At 66.8% G+C, this 14195-nt stretch carries 16 protein-coding genes; 4 read left to right on the plus strand and 12 right to left on the minus strand.

Annotated elements, in window-relative coordinates:
• Positions 1 to 132 precede the first annotated feature (132 nt).
• Positions 133 to 510 carry a zinc ribbon domain-containing protein gene (locus tag E8D38_RS08300; protein WP_140627766.1) on the plus strand — a complete coding sequence of 126 codons (378 nt, stop codon included), beginning with the start codon at positions 133 to 135 and terminating at the stop codon, positions 508 to 510.
• A 65-nt stretch (positions 511 to 575) separates the two neighbouring features.
• On the opposite strand, the gene E8D38_RS08305 is transcribed toward E8D38_RS08300, so the two are convergent.
• Genes E8D38_RS08305 through E8D38_RS28240 form a run of 3 tightly spaced genes read right to left on the minus strand, consistent with a single transcriptional unit; the run spans position 576 to position 3612 of the window.
• Entirely contained in the window at positions 576 to 2333 is a 1758-nt protein-coding gene (locus E8D38_RS08305; RefSeq protein ID WP_140627768.1) for a TraI domain-containing protein, read from the minus strand.
• Positions 2334 to 2378: 45 nt separating this feature from the next.
• Positions 2379 to 3014 carry a FlhC family transcriptional regulator gene (locus E8D38_RS28235; protein ID WP_181178990.1) on the minus strand — a complete coding sequence of 212 codons (636 nt, stop codon included), beginning with the start codon at positions 3012 to 3014 and terminating at the stop codon, positions 2379 to 2381.
• A 13-nt stretch (positions 3015 to 3027) separates the two neighbouring features.
• Positions 3028 to 3612: a hypothetical protein gene (locus E8D38_RS28240; RefSeq protein WP_181178991.1), complete on the minus strand. Its 585-nt coding sequence runs from the start codon at positions 3610 to 3612 to the stop codon at positions 3028 to 3030.
• Positions 3613 to 3853: 241 nt separating this feature from the next.
• Between E8D38_RS28240 and E8D38_RS08315 the strand changes: the two genes are divergently transcribed.
• Positions 3854 to 4534 (plus strand): LexA family transcriptional regulator, encoded by a 681-nt coding sequence (locus E8D38_RS08315; RefSeq protein WP_140627772.1) that lies wholly within the window; start codon positions 3854 to 3856, stop codon positions 4532 to 4534.
• A 178-nt stretch (positions 4535 to 4712) separates the two neighbouring features.
• Complete coding sequence (gene mnmH / locus E8D38_RS08320; RefSeq protein WP_140627774.1) at positions 4713 to 5804, plus strand: tRNA 2-selenouridine(34) synthase MnmH; 1092 nt, start codon at positions 4713 to 4715, stop codon at positions 5802 to 5804.
• Here mnmH and E8D38_RS08325 read toward each other — a convergent pair.
• From E8D38_RS08325 to E8D38_RS08360, 9 genes are all read right to left on the minus strand, one after another.
• The gene (locus E8D38_RS08325; protein WP_140627776.1) at positions 5794 to 6894 is read right to left on the minus strand and encodes a fatty acid desaturase; all 1101 of its coding nucleotides are present in this window, start codon (positions 6892 to 6894) and stop codon (positions 5794 to 5796) included. The two genes, mnmH and E8D38_RS08325, sit on opposite strands and share 11 nt — an antisense overlap.
• An 18-nt stretch (positions 6895 to 6912) precedes the next feature.
• Complete coding sequence (locus E8D38_RS08330; protein ID WP_181178992.1) at positions 6913 to 7647, minus strand: helix-turn-helix transcriptional regulator; 735 nt, start codon at positions 7645 to 7647, stop codon at positions 6913 to 6915.
• Positions 7648 to 7651: 4 nt separating this feature from the next.
• A complete protein-coding gene (locus tag E8D38_RS28245; RefSeq protein ID WP_181178993.1) occupies positions 7652 to 7936 on the minus strand; it encodes a hypothetical protein in 285 nt (94 codons plus the stop codon).
• Positions 7923 to 8225, minus strand: a complete 303-nt coding sequence (locus tag E8D38_RS08335; RefSeq protein ID WP_140627781.1) for a hypothetical protein — start codon at positions 8223 to 8225, stop codon at positions 7923 to 7925. The genes E8D38_RS28245 and E8D38_RS08335 overlap by 14 nt, the downstream gene beginning before the upstream one ends.
• Before the next feature lie 338 nt (positions 8226 to 8563).
• On the minus strand, positions 8564 to 9628 hold the full coding sequence (locus E8D38_RS08340) for a DUF932 domain-containing protein (RefSeq protein WP_140627783.1): 1065 nt from the start codon (positions 9626 to 9628) through the stop codon (positions 8564 to 8566).
• Between the two features lie 244 nt (positions 9629 to 9872).
• The gene (locus E8D38_RS08345; protein WP_140627785.1) at positions 9873 to 10877 is read right to left on the minus strand and encodes a DUF7146 domain-containing protein; all 1005 of its coding nucleotides are present in this window, start codon (positions 10875 to 10877) and stop codon (positions 9873 to 9875) included.
• 27 nt (positions 10878 to 10904) lie between these two features.
• Positions 10905 to 11309 carry an ATP cone domain-containing protein gene (locus E8D38_RS08350; RefSeq protein ID WP_140627787.1) on the minus strand — a complete coding sequence of 135 codons (405 nt, stop codon included), beginning with the start codon at positions 11307 to 11309 and terminating at the stop codon, positions 10905 to 10907.
• 27 nt (positions 11310 to 11336) lie between these two features.
• Positions 11337 to 11648, minus strand: a complete 312-nt coding sequence (locus tag E8D38_RS08355) for a hypothetical protein (RefSeq protein WP_140627789.1) — start codon at positions 11646 to 11648, stop codon at positions 11337 to 11339.
• A 215-nt stretch (positions 11649 to 11863) separates the two neighbouring features.
• Positions 11864 to 12673, minus strand: coding sequence for a hypothetical protein (locus E8D38_RS08360; RefSeq protein WP_140627791.1), 810 nt, complete (start codon positions 12671 to 12673; stop codon positions 11864 to 11866).
• A gap of 406 nt (positions 12674 to 13079) precedes the next feature.
• Between E8D38_RS08360 and E8D38_RS08365 the strand changes: the two genes are divergently transcribed.
• Positions 13080 to 13862 (plus strand): AcaB family transcriptional regulator, encoded by a 783-nt coding sequence (locus E8D38_RS08365; RefSeq protein WP_140627793.1) that lies wholly within the window; start codon positions 13080 to 13082, stop codon positions 13860 to 13862.
• The last annotated feature ends 333 nt before the right edge of the window (positions 13863 to 14195 follow it).

A 14195-nucleotide genomic window follows, 5' to 3' on the forward strand; every position in this document is an offset into this window, starting at 1 on the left:
ACAATGGCCATGGACTTCCCCTTCGGAGTGAGTTGATGAGATTCGCAACCCCATCGTGGCACTCGTTGCCGTTTGCCGCTACGCGGCTAGCTCCGGACGGGGAAGTCCCTTTCATTCGTTAGGTTTCATACGATGTCGCTCTACGTCCCCGAGTCCGCCGTCAACTACGAAGCCGTGTTTCGGCGAGGTGGTCGCAATATGGGCGATGAAGACTTTGCGCTCTTCAAGTGCCCGAACTGCGGTCACGTCTATCTGATGGACTACGAAGTCGACACGGTCTTCCTTGACGGCGATGACCTATCAAAGCGGGATGATTTGTTTGATGAGAGCCACCCTTTCGTATGCAGCAGTTGCGAGCAGCCCATGCCAAACGGCGTGTGGGTTGGTCCGCACGCTGAGGAACGATTCCAGGTTACTTGGTTGGAGCTCAAGGCGAGCAGGTGGTCATGGGTCGCAACACCCATGCGGAGCTTCGGCGATGAAACCCAACCCCTCCATCGAGCGGACTGAATCGCCCCGGGTTTTGAGGAGGCTCCTTCGATGGAGAATGGAGCCTCCTCAAAATCCGGGGCGGTTCACGGAGCTTGAACCGGTTTCGTTGACACGCTGTCCCGTCTGAAGCAGCCTTCAGGAGTAGCCGCGTGCGCTTCGACGGGAGTACTGCGATGCGACACGACGAAGAGATCTGCCTTCCACCGATGGAGCCAGTCGGAGTAGCCGACAAACGCGGATGCCCGGAGGACAACGCCCATCAGCTCGAGTCCCTCCATTCTCTCGCTGACAACGCGTCGATCCGGTGTTGCGCCGTCGCTCGCAAGCAACTGTGCCTCGTGAAGCGCCCGGACGATAGCGCCTCCGTCCCCGTGTTGCCCGACGAACTCGGCCAATGCAACAAACACGCCGCCGCTTGCTGTCTTGGCGAGCATGCTGTCGAACGAGTGATCCAGCCGCGCAACCACCTGGTCGACGGCCTCGCGCATGCGAGGGTTCGAGATCCGCGAGGTGTCCAGTGACAGTGCCGACCGGGCCGACGACGATTCGCGCCCGGCGCCGACATCCGCGGGCTCGCCGGTGAAATCGAGAGTGCACTGCCCGGTTGGCGGTGCCGCGACGACATCGGCGGGAATCGAGTCGCTGCCAAGGGGGACGCTCTGCGCACCCAAGGTGTCGTCCGCGACTCGGCCGCGCGCCGGGACATGCATCCGAAGATCGAGCGGTGTGGCGCCTCGCCTCAGGTCGCCCAGCAGCCGACGATGGTTCGCAAGCCGCACCGCCACGTTCGGCTTGTCGCACCCCGGCGTTTGGATGTGCACCAGCGGCGAGGGGGTCGCCACAACGATACCGCTGTCGACGAGTTCTTGGAGCAGCGTGGCGTGCGAAGTGGCCTCGGTAGTGCTGCCCGCCCCGGGCATCGCGTTGAGCAATTTCGTCGCCGCGTCCGGCCAGAGCAGGTAGAAGCCGTCCGTGCCGTACCAAACGTGGCCGCCGGGTGAGTTCGGCAGCCAGTCGCTGGTGGCGAGCATGCGCTTGAGCGTGTCTGCGAGCTCGTCCAGAGGCGTCACCACTGCGCCGGACTGCTCGCGTACCGCAACCGCTGCCGCGACCCTGCTGATCAGCTGGGCGACCTGGCCCTGGGCACCATGTGATGCGGCCATGAAGCTCATGAGGTCTGCAGCGATGCGCATGTCAGCGCGTGCGAGAAACGACATGGCGTCCGGCGGGATGCATCTGGATGTCGCGTATACCGCAGACCATTTGAGGTCTCTACGGGCGGATGTCCAGCGGTAGCGATACCTCGGGGCGGCAAGGGACGCGAGCCAGTCCAGCATCGGCATGCCCATGCTTGGCCAGACGCACCCCTCATCCGAAACGACTTCGATTCGTCCCAGGACTTCGGGCAGCGAAATGACCAGGCCCGCAAGCGCGCATGCGAGGCGCCAGCTCTGCATGTGATCGGGCGATGTCGGCACATCGGCACTACCGGCTTCGAACGTACGCCCGTCTGCGGCCTGCAGGCTGAAGAGGCAGTTCGTCAGCGCCTGCTCGACCGCACCGCCGCGTCTTTCGAAACCGCCCCCGGGATGTCCGGGCAGGACGTGAAGCCAAGCGGCAAGCGCCACGATGGGGGTGTGCAGGTGCCGACGGAACTCGTCATCCGGATACCCGTACGCCACGCGAATGCGACGCACCAGCGAAGCGTATGGCGCCAGAACCGCTTCGGTGAACAACGCCGTCTGCGGCGGTGCAGCGGGGGGCGAAGGGTTTGGTGTCGCTTCGGTTATGCGAATGCCAAGGAGTCGGCTCGCATTGGCAAGAAGATGATGCAGAAGCATGTGCGATCCATGAGGCAGCAGCCGTGCTGTGCGATCGCTTCACCGCTACTGGACCGGCGTTGAGGAGGCGCCCATCGCCGACGTGCGCGAAGCAGTCATGCCAGCGAGCTGGAAGGGTGGCGAGCTGCGAACACGGTCCGACACGTCGTTGCTGAGCCCTCGGTCATGCCTCGCTAGCCGCTTGGCGACCTTGCAATAGGTGCAAGGCGTTTCGTCATGCTCGCTCGTGCCGATCGGCGCCAGGAATAGCGCGCCACATGCGTTGCATCGCAGCGGCCTCAGCGACGGTGCTGCGGTTGTCCACAACCGGCACACCGACGTCACCACGGAGAACGCGCGATCAAAGCCCAAACGCGCGTCGCCCGCATGCCGGCCGTGGTAGTGCCTGTAGGCGGCCACCATCGCCTCGTCCGGCGGTACGCCGCGATGGAACAGGTGGTGGAAGCCGTTGTAGAAGTCCGAGGCGTGGAGGTGTATCTGCCGGCCCTGGAAGAGCTTCTCCACCGAGCTGGGCCGGCCGCCCCAGTTGGTCGTGAGCGCGGGGCAGGCGCCAAAGACGCGGCGCAACTCCCCTTCCGAGATGCCGGTGATCAACTGGACCACTGAACGCCGCGCGCCGAGGTCGAGTGCTTCGCGGGCAATGTCCAGGCGACGGAAGTGAGGGTAGGTGTGGTGCGGCATGGTGTCCTCGTCATCAGTGCGTGAGATAGGCGCGCCGGGCCGCCTCGCTGGCAGTGGCGATTTCGGTCTCGTAGGCCGCCGCGAAAAGCGCGCGCGATCCGGCGGGCTTGTCGAGCACTTTGGCAATGGCCGGCGCGTTGTAGCGCGGGGCGAAGGCGGATGCCGCCAGCCCCTTGGACAGCGCAAGGATCGTTGTGCCCGCCAGGGCGCCGCAGGCCGTCGCGGTCTCCTGGTCGATGCGATAGACCCACACGGCCTGCGCGCTGCTGCTGCGGCAGGCGTCATGCAGGCTCTGGAGGTTGCGCAGGTTGTGAAGGTCGAGGTCCGACCACAGGCCGGCCGCGACATCTGCTGCCCCGGCCGTCGGAGCCAGCCGCGCCAGCGACTCTGCAGTGAAGCGCGGGACGAACAGCGAGACATCCAGATCCAAGCACAGCGTGTCGGCGTCCGGGTCCGTCAGGTCGCGGTAGCAATCCACGGTGGTGGGGTCGATGCCGAAGAGGTCGCCGGCGCGATCGGGCGACGCGCGGCACTCGCTGCGCAGCCACCTGAGGTTCGTCAGGTTGAGGACGTGAAGTGCAGGTGGTGTGCCAAGCATGCCGATGTGTCTCCCTGTGCAGCGCAACAGCGTAGTGCGGCGCGCCGGTATGTCAACAGCAAAACATTCCTGTCTCCGCGGAAAATGTGCAAGTGCTTTCTTTATGCGCTCGACTTCGGGTGCTATTAGGGTGCGTTGTGCAACATATTTATTGCTTTGGCGGCTTGATTTGTTGGGGCATCGTGCTTGGCGATAGGATCCGCGCACCAACGCCTTCGAGGGCGATGCAGGTGCAAGCACAATGAAAACAACCGGGACCAGCAAGCCGCGCCGACGCAAGCCGGCCTCCAAGCGCGTCGCGTCGCGACAGCAGCACGATCTTGTGCCAGGGCTGCGCGACCGCCTGGTCGGTGCGCTCGACGCTGCCGGCATCGCACCGCGCCGACGTGTGGCCGAACTCGGCCGCATCACCGGGCGGGCCGCGCCGTCCGTGCGCCGCTGGCTCACGGGTGAGCAGCCCGGGCTGCCGGACCTTGAATCCTTCGCCCACCTGTGCCGCAGCCTCGGCATCGCCGCCGAACACCTGCTGGGGCTTGATGGCGCAGCGGGCCCCAACCACCGAGCCGGCGACGAAGCAGCGGCGCCCGAGCCCTGGCTCGACCGCATCCCGAGCTCGACCGCCCGTGTGCTGGCGGCTTGCGAACCGATCATCATGCCGGGTGACGAGATGGAGCCGGGGATCCGCGACGGCGACGTCCTGTTCGTCGATCGCAGCGTCCGGCAGGTGGCGGGCAACGGGACCTATGTGGTGGGCTACCGCGGGCGCGCGATGGTGCGCATCGTCGAGGATCGGGTGTCCGAGGGGCTGATGCTTCGTTGTGCCAACGAGCGCTACGGTCCCGTCGCCGTGCCGCAGGCTGAGACCGAGGCGCTCTCCATCCTCGGCAAGGTGCTGTTTCATCTGCGCATAGCCGCGGCATAGCGGCTGCGACCGCAGTGGGCGGCGTTTCCTGCGCTGCTTGGCAGCCCGCATGCGCAGGCCTAGAGTGCGTTTGCGGCCCATGCCACGCTCCCAGGTTGTTTGGCTCGCGTAGGAACTCTAGGCGGCCACGCCGGTTCGGGGGCGATGAATTTGGCCCGAAATTCAGCAGGATCGCTGCATGCCAAGACTGACTGACAACGCCGAGACCGTGGCCGCGCTGGTCCACCCGCACCAGCTCGAGGTGCAGGAGTTCGGTTCGTACGCGCTCGTGATCGATGCGCGCTCGCCGCGCGAGTACGCCGAGGACCACATCCCTGGTGCGATCAATCTGCCGGTGGTCAACGACGACGAGTACGCCGAGGTCGGCACGACCCACCGCAGCGACCAGCACGCGGCCTACCTCATCGGTGTCGAATACTCGCTGCGCAATATCGCGGCGCAGATCAAGCCGCTGATCTCGAAGTACACGCCGCAGGACCGGTTCCTCGTCTACTGCTTCCGCGGTGGCAAGCGCAGCCGCCTGTGGGCGGACAACCTGCGCACCATCGGCTTCGAGGTCGATGTGCTGGCTGGCGGATGGAAGAACTACCGGCGCTGGGTGCGCGCCGGTCTGCAGGCGCTGCCGCGCGCCTTCATGTTCAGGGTGCTGGGCGGCCCGACGGGCTGCGGCAAGACGCGGGTGCTGCACGAGCTGCAACGGCAGGGCCACCAGGCGCTCGAGCTCGAGGGCCTCGCATGTCACCGCGGCTCGCTGCTGGGCGCGCTGCCCGGCCAGCCGCAGCCGTCACAGAAGCTGTTCGACTCGGCGCTGCTCGATGTGATGCGCCGGTTCGATCCGGGCCGGCCGGTATGGGTCGAGGCCGAGAGCAAGAAGATCGGCAACCTGCAGCTACCCGACGCGCTGTTCGAAGCCATGCAGCGTTCGTCGGTGCTCAACATCACCACGCCGATGAGCGAGCGTGTGCGCCTGTGGCGCGAGGACTATGCGCATTTCGCGGCGGACCCGGTCGGCATGGTGCACAAGCTGGAACCGCTGAAGACCCTGGTCGGCAAGGAGCTGCTGGCCGAGTGGATGGAGCTCGCGACAAGCGGCCGGGCAGACGCCCTGTTCGAAAGCGTCATGACGCGCCACTACGACCCCTGCTATGCGCGCTCGGCAAAGCGCGGCCATGGCGCAACGGGCGACGAGCACGTCGTCGAATTGCGGTCGCTGCAGCCGCCGGGCTTCGCGACGGCAGTGGCACACCTTGCAGAGGCGTTCAGCGATTGACGCTGTGCATCGGAGAAGGGTGGGGCGGGGCGAAACAATGGAGCCGGCGACCCGGTGAACGAGGCAGTTGCGGGTGCCGCTCCCAGTGCTCGAGCGCCGGCAGCATCACGCGCCGCCACAGGGCCGGAAAGAGGCACAGGACCATCAGCACCAGATAGCCCGCCGGCAGCCGCGGCGAGTCGCTTTCCAGCGCGATCCGGTAGTACGGCCGGCGAATGTCGCGGTGGTGTGCGCGGTGCAGGCTGATGCCCAGGGTGACCCAAGCCTGAAAGCGGCAGTCGTCTTCCCAGGCATGGCCTTCAGCGGCCCGACTGCCGAGCCGGTCGTCGCCCAGGCCCCAGTGCTGGATGTAGTTGATCAACTGCACGCCCAGCGCCACGGCAGCGCTGACGACTGCATAGAGCATGACGCCAGCCAGCCCTGCTGCATGCCAAAACAGCAACAGCGTGGTCATCCACATCGCCGTCGCCAGCCGGACGCCGCGCAGGGCCGGGCCCGGCGAGCGCCTGTTCCAGAACGGAGACGTCGAGCCGTAGGCACCTGCCACGATCCGAGCAAGGCGCCTGGTCGCGAAGCACCAGGCTGCTTCGTCGACGCGCGGCCACTCGGCTCGTCTGGTATCGCCGGCCCGGGCATGGTGCGCCAGGTGCTCGAGCCCCAGCACCGGATACCCCGCGATGCCGGCAACGCACTGGCCCAGCGCGCGGTCGAGGGCGCCTTGCCGGTGGATCAACTCGTGGGCGACGCAGGTGGCGAACAGCAGGGTCACCCACAGGCTCAGTCCCACTGCCAGGCCCGCCAAGGCGTTTCCAGCGGCCAGATGCCGCAGCATCAGACCGATGACCGCGACGAGCAGCATGGCATAGACGATCGGCAGGCGGTCGAGCACCGTCGCTGTGTCTTCGCGCCAGAGCGGTGTGTCGCCCGGGCGCACGCAGCCGACGAAGCAGCGCAGGCCGGGGTACACGAGCATCACGGCCGCAAAGGCCAGCGCCGGCACATCCAGCCAAACGCCGGCCAGCAGCAGCGCGGGCGTCACGAAGATCGACGTGTACCCGAGTGCCAGGGCCCATTGCTTCCAGGTGTCCATCACGGATCCAGGCCAGCGTCAGATCAACCCGTACTCGGTAGCCAGGCGCGCCGCGGCCTTGCGGTTCGGGACACCCAGCTTCTCGTTGAGGCGCTGGAAGCGCGAGTTGACGGAGTTCGGTGTCGTTTCCAGTTCGGCCGCGATCTGTTTCGTGCTGTGCCCCTGTCGTTCCTGCCGCAGCAGCACGAGGTCCTCGTCCGAGATCTGGGCGCGCGACACCAGTTCGCGCTTGACCTGCCCAACCCACCACTCATGCAGTTCCATCGCGAGGCTGCGCGCGACCACCTTGAGGGCTGTGAACCCGTCACCCTCGAAATAGCCCTCGATGTCCGAACCTAGGCACAGCACGCCCACCCGCGAATGCCCACCGCTCGACGGTGCCGGCACGACCACCGCGGAGCGGAAGCCGAAGCGCCGCGACAGCTCGACGAGTGCGCGCTGCTGGCCCGACTCGACCACGATCTCGCTCGCGCGCACCGGCTCCGAGCGACCCAGCGCGTATTGCAGCCAGGGATCGTTGGCGTACCAGGCGCGCTGCTCGTACTCAAGGCACCACACCGGGTCGCACGCCAGCAGGAATCGAAAGGACTCGTGAGACGGGTCGTTGCGGATGAAGCTCACGAAGGCCGCTGCATCCGCGCCGATCCGGCGGCTCGACTGTTCGAGCAACGACAACGCCTCGAACGGATCGGCGGCGCCGGGGATGCGCTGGATCGCCTCGCTGGCGCGCGCGGCGTAGCCGGGGGCGGCCACGGCCTCAGCGAGCGAGGCGGTCTTGCACGCCCTGCCGGAGGATGATGGCATCTCCATCACGAGTGACCTCCACATGGATCGACGGGTTTTCGAAGCGCATCGGGTTGGCATCGCACCAGCGGTGAAAACTCTCGGCGTCGGCAAAGGCGACCACCTGCGAGACGACGTTGCCGCCATGCACCAGCACGCGCTCGACAGCCACGCCTCGCGCGGTGGGGACCAGCGTGAACACGACCGCACCGTCGGCGCTGCGCACCCTGCGCGACCCGGCGATGCTAGGCGCCGGCATGTGCACCAGGTTCAGTGGCCTCGTCTTGGGCATGGCTGTAGCCGCAGGCATGGCATGCGAGATGGGCGATGGCTTCGTCGGCAGGGCGGTGCAGCCAGTGGAAGACCGACTCGCTCGCGCACCTGCGGCATTCGAGCAACGCAAAGTGGAAGACACCGCCGCAGCGCGAGCAGCGCATCTGCTCGATGCAGTCGGGCAGCATCAGCTCGTAGTCATCGGGCTCGGTGTGGCCGCAATGCGGACACTGGATCACCAGCGTCGATGAGTCGAGCAGAAGCGAACTGGGCATGGCCCTCTCCCTGCAATGAATGGGCAACGTCTTCCCGCTTGTCTTAGCTCGCGTTGCGGTGAAATTCCAGCGCCGTCACATTTGAGTCGGCGCTTGCGGGGGCGCGGCAATTGGTGTGCCCATGTGCAGACGCCAGGGCTGGCAAGTCGTTTTCCGTTTCCCTCTTCGGCTTCGATGCCGCGTTCGAGTTGGCCATCGAGGCACGAAGGACCCACGTCGCGGGGCTGCAGGGCTACCACCTGTTCGCGGTCCCGGAGCACTGGCGGCCCAGCGTCTGAGCAGGTCTCTGGGCGTCGTTCCGGCCAGTGGAGGAGGGGTCCCATCCGGGACCCCTGACCTCACGCTGCTGCCGCGATCTCCTGCCACTCACGCGCCGACAGGTCGAGCAGCTTGCCGCCCAGCGCCTCGAAGTCGGTGGCGCGGTCGTAGTCCGCGACCTCCTGCGAGTAGTGCGTCACCGCGTTGACCAGCCCGTAGCCGGACAGGTCGCCACCACTGATCAGGTGGCGCAGCACGCCGTTGCGCTCCTCTTCGTTCAGCAGGTACTTGGTGCCCACCGTCTCCACGCTCTTGAGCGGGTCGCCGCTGAGCAGGATGCCCAGCGTGCGCCGCATGCGCTCGGCGAGCTGCCGGAAGGTCACCTCGGACACCGCGCTCTCGACGACGTCGCGCACCTTCAGGAAGAACGCCTTGTCCTCCGCCTCCAGGGTGTCGTCCTTGAAGACGGTGACGGCATCGTCCTGGGTCTCCTTGAGCCGGCCCACATGCGTCTTGCGCATCGTGTGGTCGGTCGCGATCAGGCCGTTGCGGCAGACGAGCCGGTAGACCAGCGGCTGCACCGAGAGGCTGCCGAGGCCCACCTCGGAGTTCGTCACCACCACACCGGCCTCGACAACGTCGCCGGGCCGGATCTCCTGGCGAACCTCCGACGTGATCCACTTCAAGTACATCCGCGTGTCGGTGAGCTCGACCGACGCGAGCCGGCCGCCCGGCAGGCGCTGCAGGATCGGCAGCACGTGCTCCGCGAGGTCGTAGTTGTCCAGCCGGCGGTAGCGGTCGGACAGCACCGCGCGAACGTTGCCGTCCAGCGTGCGCACGAGGCGCCGATCGCCTTCGCTGTGCAGCCACGTGTTCACGTTGCGGTCCAGCAGGTCCGGCTGCTTCTCGCGCATGCGCTCGAAATAGGCGTAGGGGATGCCGAGCTTTTCGGCCAGCTGGCGCTTGGCCAGCTCGGTGATCCCGAACTGTGCGGCTCCGTGCGGTGCCTCCACCGTCACCTTGCTGGTGCCGCCGCTGTCGGTGGCAAAGCGCATCAGCGGCGACGGCACGATCATGTCCTGCTTGGCCTTGAGTTGACGGCTCAGTTCCTGGGCCAGGTCAACAAGGGAACGTCCAGTCTTCATGGTCAATCTCCAACGGTTGAACGAGGCAGCACCCGGCAGGGCGCTTGGCCCCGCGGGGTGGTGAAAGGCTCGAGGAACGAGCCGGTGCTCTCGATGGACGCGGCATGTACCGTGTCGCTCTTCAACGCTGTCTTCGCCGATGCGGCCTGGTGCGACAGCGACCAGTCGGAACCTTTTCGGTGGCCTCGCCGAAGCCACTGAAAAGGTGGTGCGGCATTGCTGCCGCACCACCGTCCCTCTGTCCCTACGCCGCCGCAGGCACCAGCGAAAGCCGGTGCAGCCACACGTCGGCATAGTCGCTGCCCGCCTGGCGGGGCACGTACACCTCGACATGCCGGGTGCCGCCCGTGCGCCGCTCCTTCGTCAGCCGGCGCGCCAGGATGTAGGCGGAGGCCTGGCCATCGAACTGCGCATCCGCATCGTTGTCGGCGTACAGCCGGATGCGGGCGACGGTGTCGGGCACCCACAGGCGCTCCAGGTTGCCGCAACTGAGGGCGCACCAAACGGGCGAGCCGGTGCTGGCGAACACCGCCAGCCCGGTCTCGATGCCTTCGGTCACCGACAGCTCCTCGGTGGCTTCCTGCAACCGCACCGCTGCGCCGTTGATGCCGGCACACAGCAGCTTCTTCGGCGTGCGATCGGCCAACTTGCGGTCGGCCTCGAGATAGGTGCGGTGCAAGCTCACACAGTGACCGTCCGGTCCCTGGACGCAGGCCAGCATCGCGGGGTACTCGGCCACCTTGATGGACCTGGTGCCGCTCCTCTCGAAGTACCCCAGGCACGGATGGCAGCGCAGCGTCTTCGGGTAGACGTCCAGTTGCAGTCCGCGGCTCCTCAGGTAGCGGTCGACCTCGTCACCGAGGGTGATCGGCTTTGCCTCGTTCCAGATCCTGCGGCTCAGAGCCTGCATGCGTTCCGGCGACGGGCCGCCCGCGGCCTGCGAAGTGCAGGGCGTCAGGCCGCCGACAAGGCGTTCGAGCCGCTGCAGCAAGTCGGCAAAGCCGACCTGCAAACTGGCCTGCGCCAGCTTCAGCCCGCCGCCCGGCCCGCAGCCGCGGCAGTGGTAATTGCCTTCGCCGAAGCGGTCCGTGTACTGGAAGCGATCGGTGCCGCCGCACATCGGGCAGGGCTGGTTCTTCCTGTTCAGCACCTCCTCGGCCACGCCGAGTGCCAACAGGACCTGCGTCCACTGCCCATGCGCGCGTTGCTTGACGGCGCGAACGCGTGCCTCGAACTCCTGAGGGTCCATGGTGACCTCCTCGATCGCAGTCGCGGCTCATTGGCAGGCCTCGCACGCGCCTGGGCCGGGAACCCTTGTCCCTGGATCGCCCATGCGTCGCTGCCGCCGGCCATCCCGGTAGAGCACGTAGTCGCGGGCGATTTCATGTTCGCCGCTGCGCATCAGCGCCAGCTCGACCTGGTCCTGGATGTCCTCGATGTCGATCGGATGCCGGGCGGCATCCGGGCGCCGGCTCACGGCATGAATCACCTGCTCGGTGAAGCGAGTGATCTTTTCCTGCTCGGCCGGCAGCAGCTCGTCATCACAGGCCTCGCGCGGCCGGCCGTTGGCGTCGCGCAAGAAGGCGCGGGCCAGCGCATGTTCGATGCGCGAGCGCTCGAAGGCGACGATCGACCCGTCGCGGCGGCGCACGGTGAAGCTCTGGTATTTCGGTTCGTTCATCTCGATCTCCTTGGATGCGGGTCGCCCTCAGCGCGGGAGCGACGGGGTGTACAGGCACCCGGCCCGCTGCGCATGTGCCAGCGGGTGGTGCTCGAAGGATCCGGCGCCCACGTAGACGCAGTCGGCGCAATGGCCGCCGTCGTCGAGGCGGGTGATCTCCAGGCCGCCGGGGTGCGCGACGACGCGGTAGGTCAGCCGTTCGGCGCCCCCGATCACGAAGCACCGGCCGGGCAGACCGGTGCGGATCTCGCTTTCCTTCACGAGGTCGGCGATCTCGTCTTGCGGCCGCACGGGGAGGTGGGCCGGTGGGGTGGGGTGCCGATGCGATGTGGCTTGCATGGCGGTATCTCCAGAAGTGGCCTGTCGGCCGTTGCTCAAGTCGCTGGCGTGCCGCCAGCTGCCGGTTCTTCCACGTGGGAAGGAACGTCCCTGCGAGCAACAGCTCGCGATTGCCGGTCTTGCGAGGCGGGCAGTCGCGAGATGTCGGAAGGGCGCAGGCACCAGCGCGTGGACGGACGCGTCCGAACCGAAGGGTTCGAACGGTCCGTCACGTCTCACAGGTCGAAGAGCTCGCTCTGCCGGTCATCCGCCGTGCGCCTGAGCGCCAGCGACTCGCGCAGCCAGGCCGCGAGAGCGGGGCGCAGCTCCTCCTTCAGGCGCCGGTAGACGGCGCCGAACTCGGGGGCATTGCCGGTCACCAGCCTCACGCAGCTCTTGAACGAGAACGGCCGGTCCTCCAGCTCGGGCTCCGTGAAGATCCAGCGCAGCGTCTCCTCCTTGCGCTCGATGCTCGCGCTCGGGCGCGCGAGGTAGCGGCACTGGTCCAGCAGCACGAAGTGCAGGTAGACGATTTCCGCCGTCATCCACTGCGGCTCGTGGGTGCTGTACACGCGTCGCAGGATCTCGACCTTGTCGTGCGGATCGGCGGTACCGTCCAGCAGGATGCGCCGGTAGGTCAGCGCCAGCGCGACGAGGAAGCCGGCCGTGCAGCCTGGATAGCGTGCCGCCTCGTTCGCCATCAGACCCCGCGCGATGGCCTCCTTCTGCGCCGGCGTCGGATTGACCGCCGCCAGTCGTTGGTACTCGGCTCGCTCGTCGTCGAATACCTCGCCGCCGAAGAGATCGTCTTCGTCTTCCCACGCAGGCGGGGCGACCGCGTCGATCAGCATCGCACTGCGCTCGACGAAGTCCTGCGCCAGGCCGAGCAGCTCGAGCTCGCTGAAGGATGCAATGTCGACTGCCGGCTCGAATGGGTTGTCGTCGCAGTCGTCCGGCTCTGCGACGGTGTTCTCGAACCACGCCGGGTTCAGGGGCTCCGGAAACAGCGCAGCGCCTTTCGGCGCGCATGCCACATGGGGGCTCATGCTTCACCTCCTGGAAGGGACGGAGGCGACGCGCCCACGGGGACGGCTGCCCCCGATGGGTTGGAATTGGCCGGCGCATGCCGGTGGCTCGGGATCGCTGGCTTGATGCCGCGGGTTGCCGCGTGCGACGGCGTGCCAGCTGCCGTCGGTGACACCGCCGCACGTGAGTGCGCCGATGCTTTACATGAGGTCGGGCGAGCGAGGCCTGCGTGTTGCAGGTCGTGCCCGGTGCTGTCGCTCGCTTGGTTGCCGGACGCCAGCTGGTCCCTGCACGAAAAGGTAGCGAAGGGCCTGTCGCGCGTCAACGGATGGCGACTGCAGAACCGACGCAGTTCGACGGCCGGTTCCGAGTGGCCCGAGCGATGCTCACGTTGCACGATGGGCCGCCGGTACCGGGAGCAGCGCCATGGAGATCAACGTCCCGTTTTCCCACTTCTATGCGGCCGAACTGAAGGCCGCGTTCGAGCGCTCGGGCCGTCCCGACGAGACCTTCTTCGCTCGCTGCGCGTCGGTGCCCGGTATCAACGCGAAGTACTACGCGCGCATCGGCGGCAACGATGCCAACACGCTGGCTCGCATCGAGGGTGCGCGCGACATCGAGGACTGCGCGTTCAGCCACCCGAAGATCAAGAGCCATTTCGTCCGCTACTACAGCTACACGGCCTACAACTTCCATTTCATGGAGGTGCACGCCCGGTCACACGAGAGGCTGCGGGACCACCCTGAACTGATCGCACAGGCCGAGCACATGGTGGCCGAGTCCATCCGGGCCGCCGACAAGGAGGTCGATGCGCTCATCGAACAGACGCAGAAGGTGATGGCCGACAACGGCGTGAGCCAGTCGGTCCGCTACGGAACCGGTCCTCTGCTTGTACCGGCAGAGGTCGTGTCACCACACTGCGGGACGTACCTGACCTTGCTGATGAAGACTGACCGCCTATTCAGCCTGCTCGAGTACCAGCGGCTGCGCGGCCTGATCACCAACACGGAGTGCGACAAGGAGTTCGCGCGCGTCGACCGACTGCTGAAGTCCGTTCAGCGGACGGCGCTGCGCCTTGCCACCGGGCTACGGCGCCGTTTGAATGTTGTGCCGGCGAGGGATGGCGAACAAGCATCGCCGGAGGGCGATAACGATGCCATCGCCGATGTGGTGATGGGCGCCCGAATCGACGTCGGCATCGAAAGCTGACCTGTCCCCGCGGGCAACCGCGGCGAGGGCCGACAAATTCAAACGCGGCGCGTCGCCGCATCGTGCTTGGTGGGCCGCGAGCTGAAGCGCCGTTTGCCAAACCGCGGATCCTGCCCCTGGTCATGGAGTGGCGGGATCGTGCCGAGGGGCTGCCGGGGACGCCGGCGGTCATATTTCACGAATGACGGGTTGACCCCAAACAGGGGGGGGTTGCGCCCCAATTCGTAACAGAGAGAATCGCGGCGCGATCGGCCGGACGGCACTGAAGTGAGGGGTCGTCCCAGGTCGCGCGCGGGCGACCGCGCCCAACAAACAGTCCGAGGGAGTCCCTTC

The organism is Methylibium rhizosphaerae, assembly GCF_006386545.1.
Lineage (GTDB): Bacteria > Pseudomonadota > Gammaproteobacteria > Burkholderiales > Burkholderiaceae_C > Pseudorivibacter > Pseudorivibacter rhizosphaerae.

What these genes read in the sequence shown, in the direction of transcription:
- E8D38_RS08300 (WP_140627766.1), top strand. Translation starts at nt 133, where the DNA reads ATGTCGCTCTACGTCCCCGAGTCCGCCGTCAACTACGAAGCCGTGTTT.
- E8D38_RS08305 (WP_140627768.1), bottom strand. Translation starts at nt 2,333, where the DNA reads ATGCTTCTGCATCATCTTCTTGCCAATGCGAGCCGACTCCTTGGCATT.
- E8D38_RS28235 (WP_181178990.1), bottom strand. Translation starts at nt 3,014, where the DNA reads ATGCCGCACCACACCTACCCTCACTTCCGTCGCCTGGACATTGCCCGC.
- E8D38_RS28240 (WP_181178991.1), bottom strand. Translation starts at nt 3,612, where the DNA reads ATGCTTGGCACACCACCTGCACTTCACGTCCTCAACCTGACGAACCTC.
- E8D38_RS08315 (WP_140627772.1), top strand. Translation starts at nt 3,854, where the DNA reads ATGAAAACAACCGGGACCAGCAAGCCGCGCCGACGCAAGCCGGCCTCC.
- mnmH (WP_140627774.1), top strand. Translation starts at nt 4,713, where the DNA reads ATGCCAAGACTGACTGACAACGCCGAGACCGTGGCCGCGCTGGTCCAC.
- E8D38_RS08325 (WP_140627776.1), bottom strand. Translation starts at nt 6,894, where the DNA reads ATGGACACCTGGAAGCAATGGGCCCTGGCACTCGGGTACACGTCGATC.
- E8D38_RS28245 (WP_181178993.1), bottom strand. Translation starts at nt 7,936, where the DNA reads ATGCCGGCGCCTAGCATCGCCGGGTCGCGCAGGGTGCGCAGCGCCGAC.
- E8D38_RS08335 (WP_140627781.1), bottom strand. Translation starts at nt 8,225, where the DNA reads ATGCCCAGTTCGCTTCTGCTCGACTCATCGACGCTGGTGATCCAGTGT.
- E8D38_RS08340 (WP_140627783.1), bottom strand. Translation starts at nt 9,628, where the DNA reads ATGAAGACTGGACGTTCCCTTGTTGACCTGGCCCAGGAACTGAGCCGT.
- E8D38_RS08345 (WP_140627785.1), bottom strand. Translation starts at nt 10,877, where the DNA reads ATGGACCCTCAGGAGTTCGAGGCACGCGTTCGCGCCGTCAAGCAACGC.
- E8D38_RS08350 (WP_140627787.1), bottom strand. Translation starts at nt 11,309, where the DNA reads ATGAACGAACCGAAATACCAGAGCTTCACCGTGCGCCGCCGCGACGGG.
- E8D38_RS08355 (WP_140627789.1), bottom strand. Translation starts at nt 11,648, where the DNA reads ATGCAAGCCACATCGCATCGGCACCCCACCCCACCGGCCCACCTCCCC.
- E8D38_RS08360 (WP_140627791.1), bottom strand. Translation starts at nt 12,673, where the DNA reads ATGAGCCCCCATGTGGCATGCGCGCCGAAAGGCGCTGCGCTGTTTCCG.
- E8D38_RS08365 (WP_140627793.1), top strand. Translation starts at nt 13,080, where the DNA reads ATGGAGATCAACGTCCCGTTTTCCCACTTCTATGCGGCCGAACTGAAG.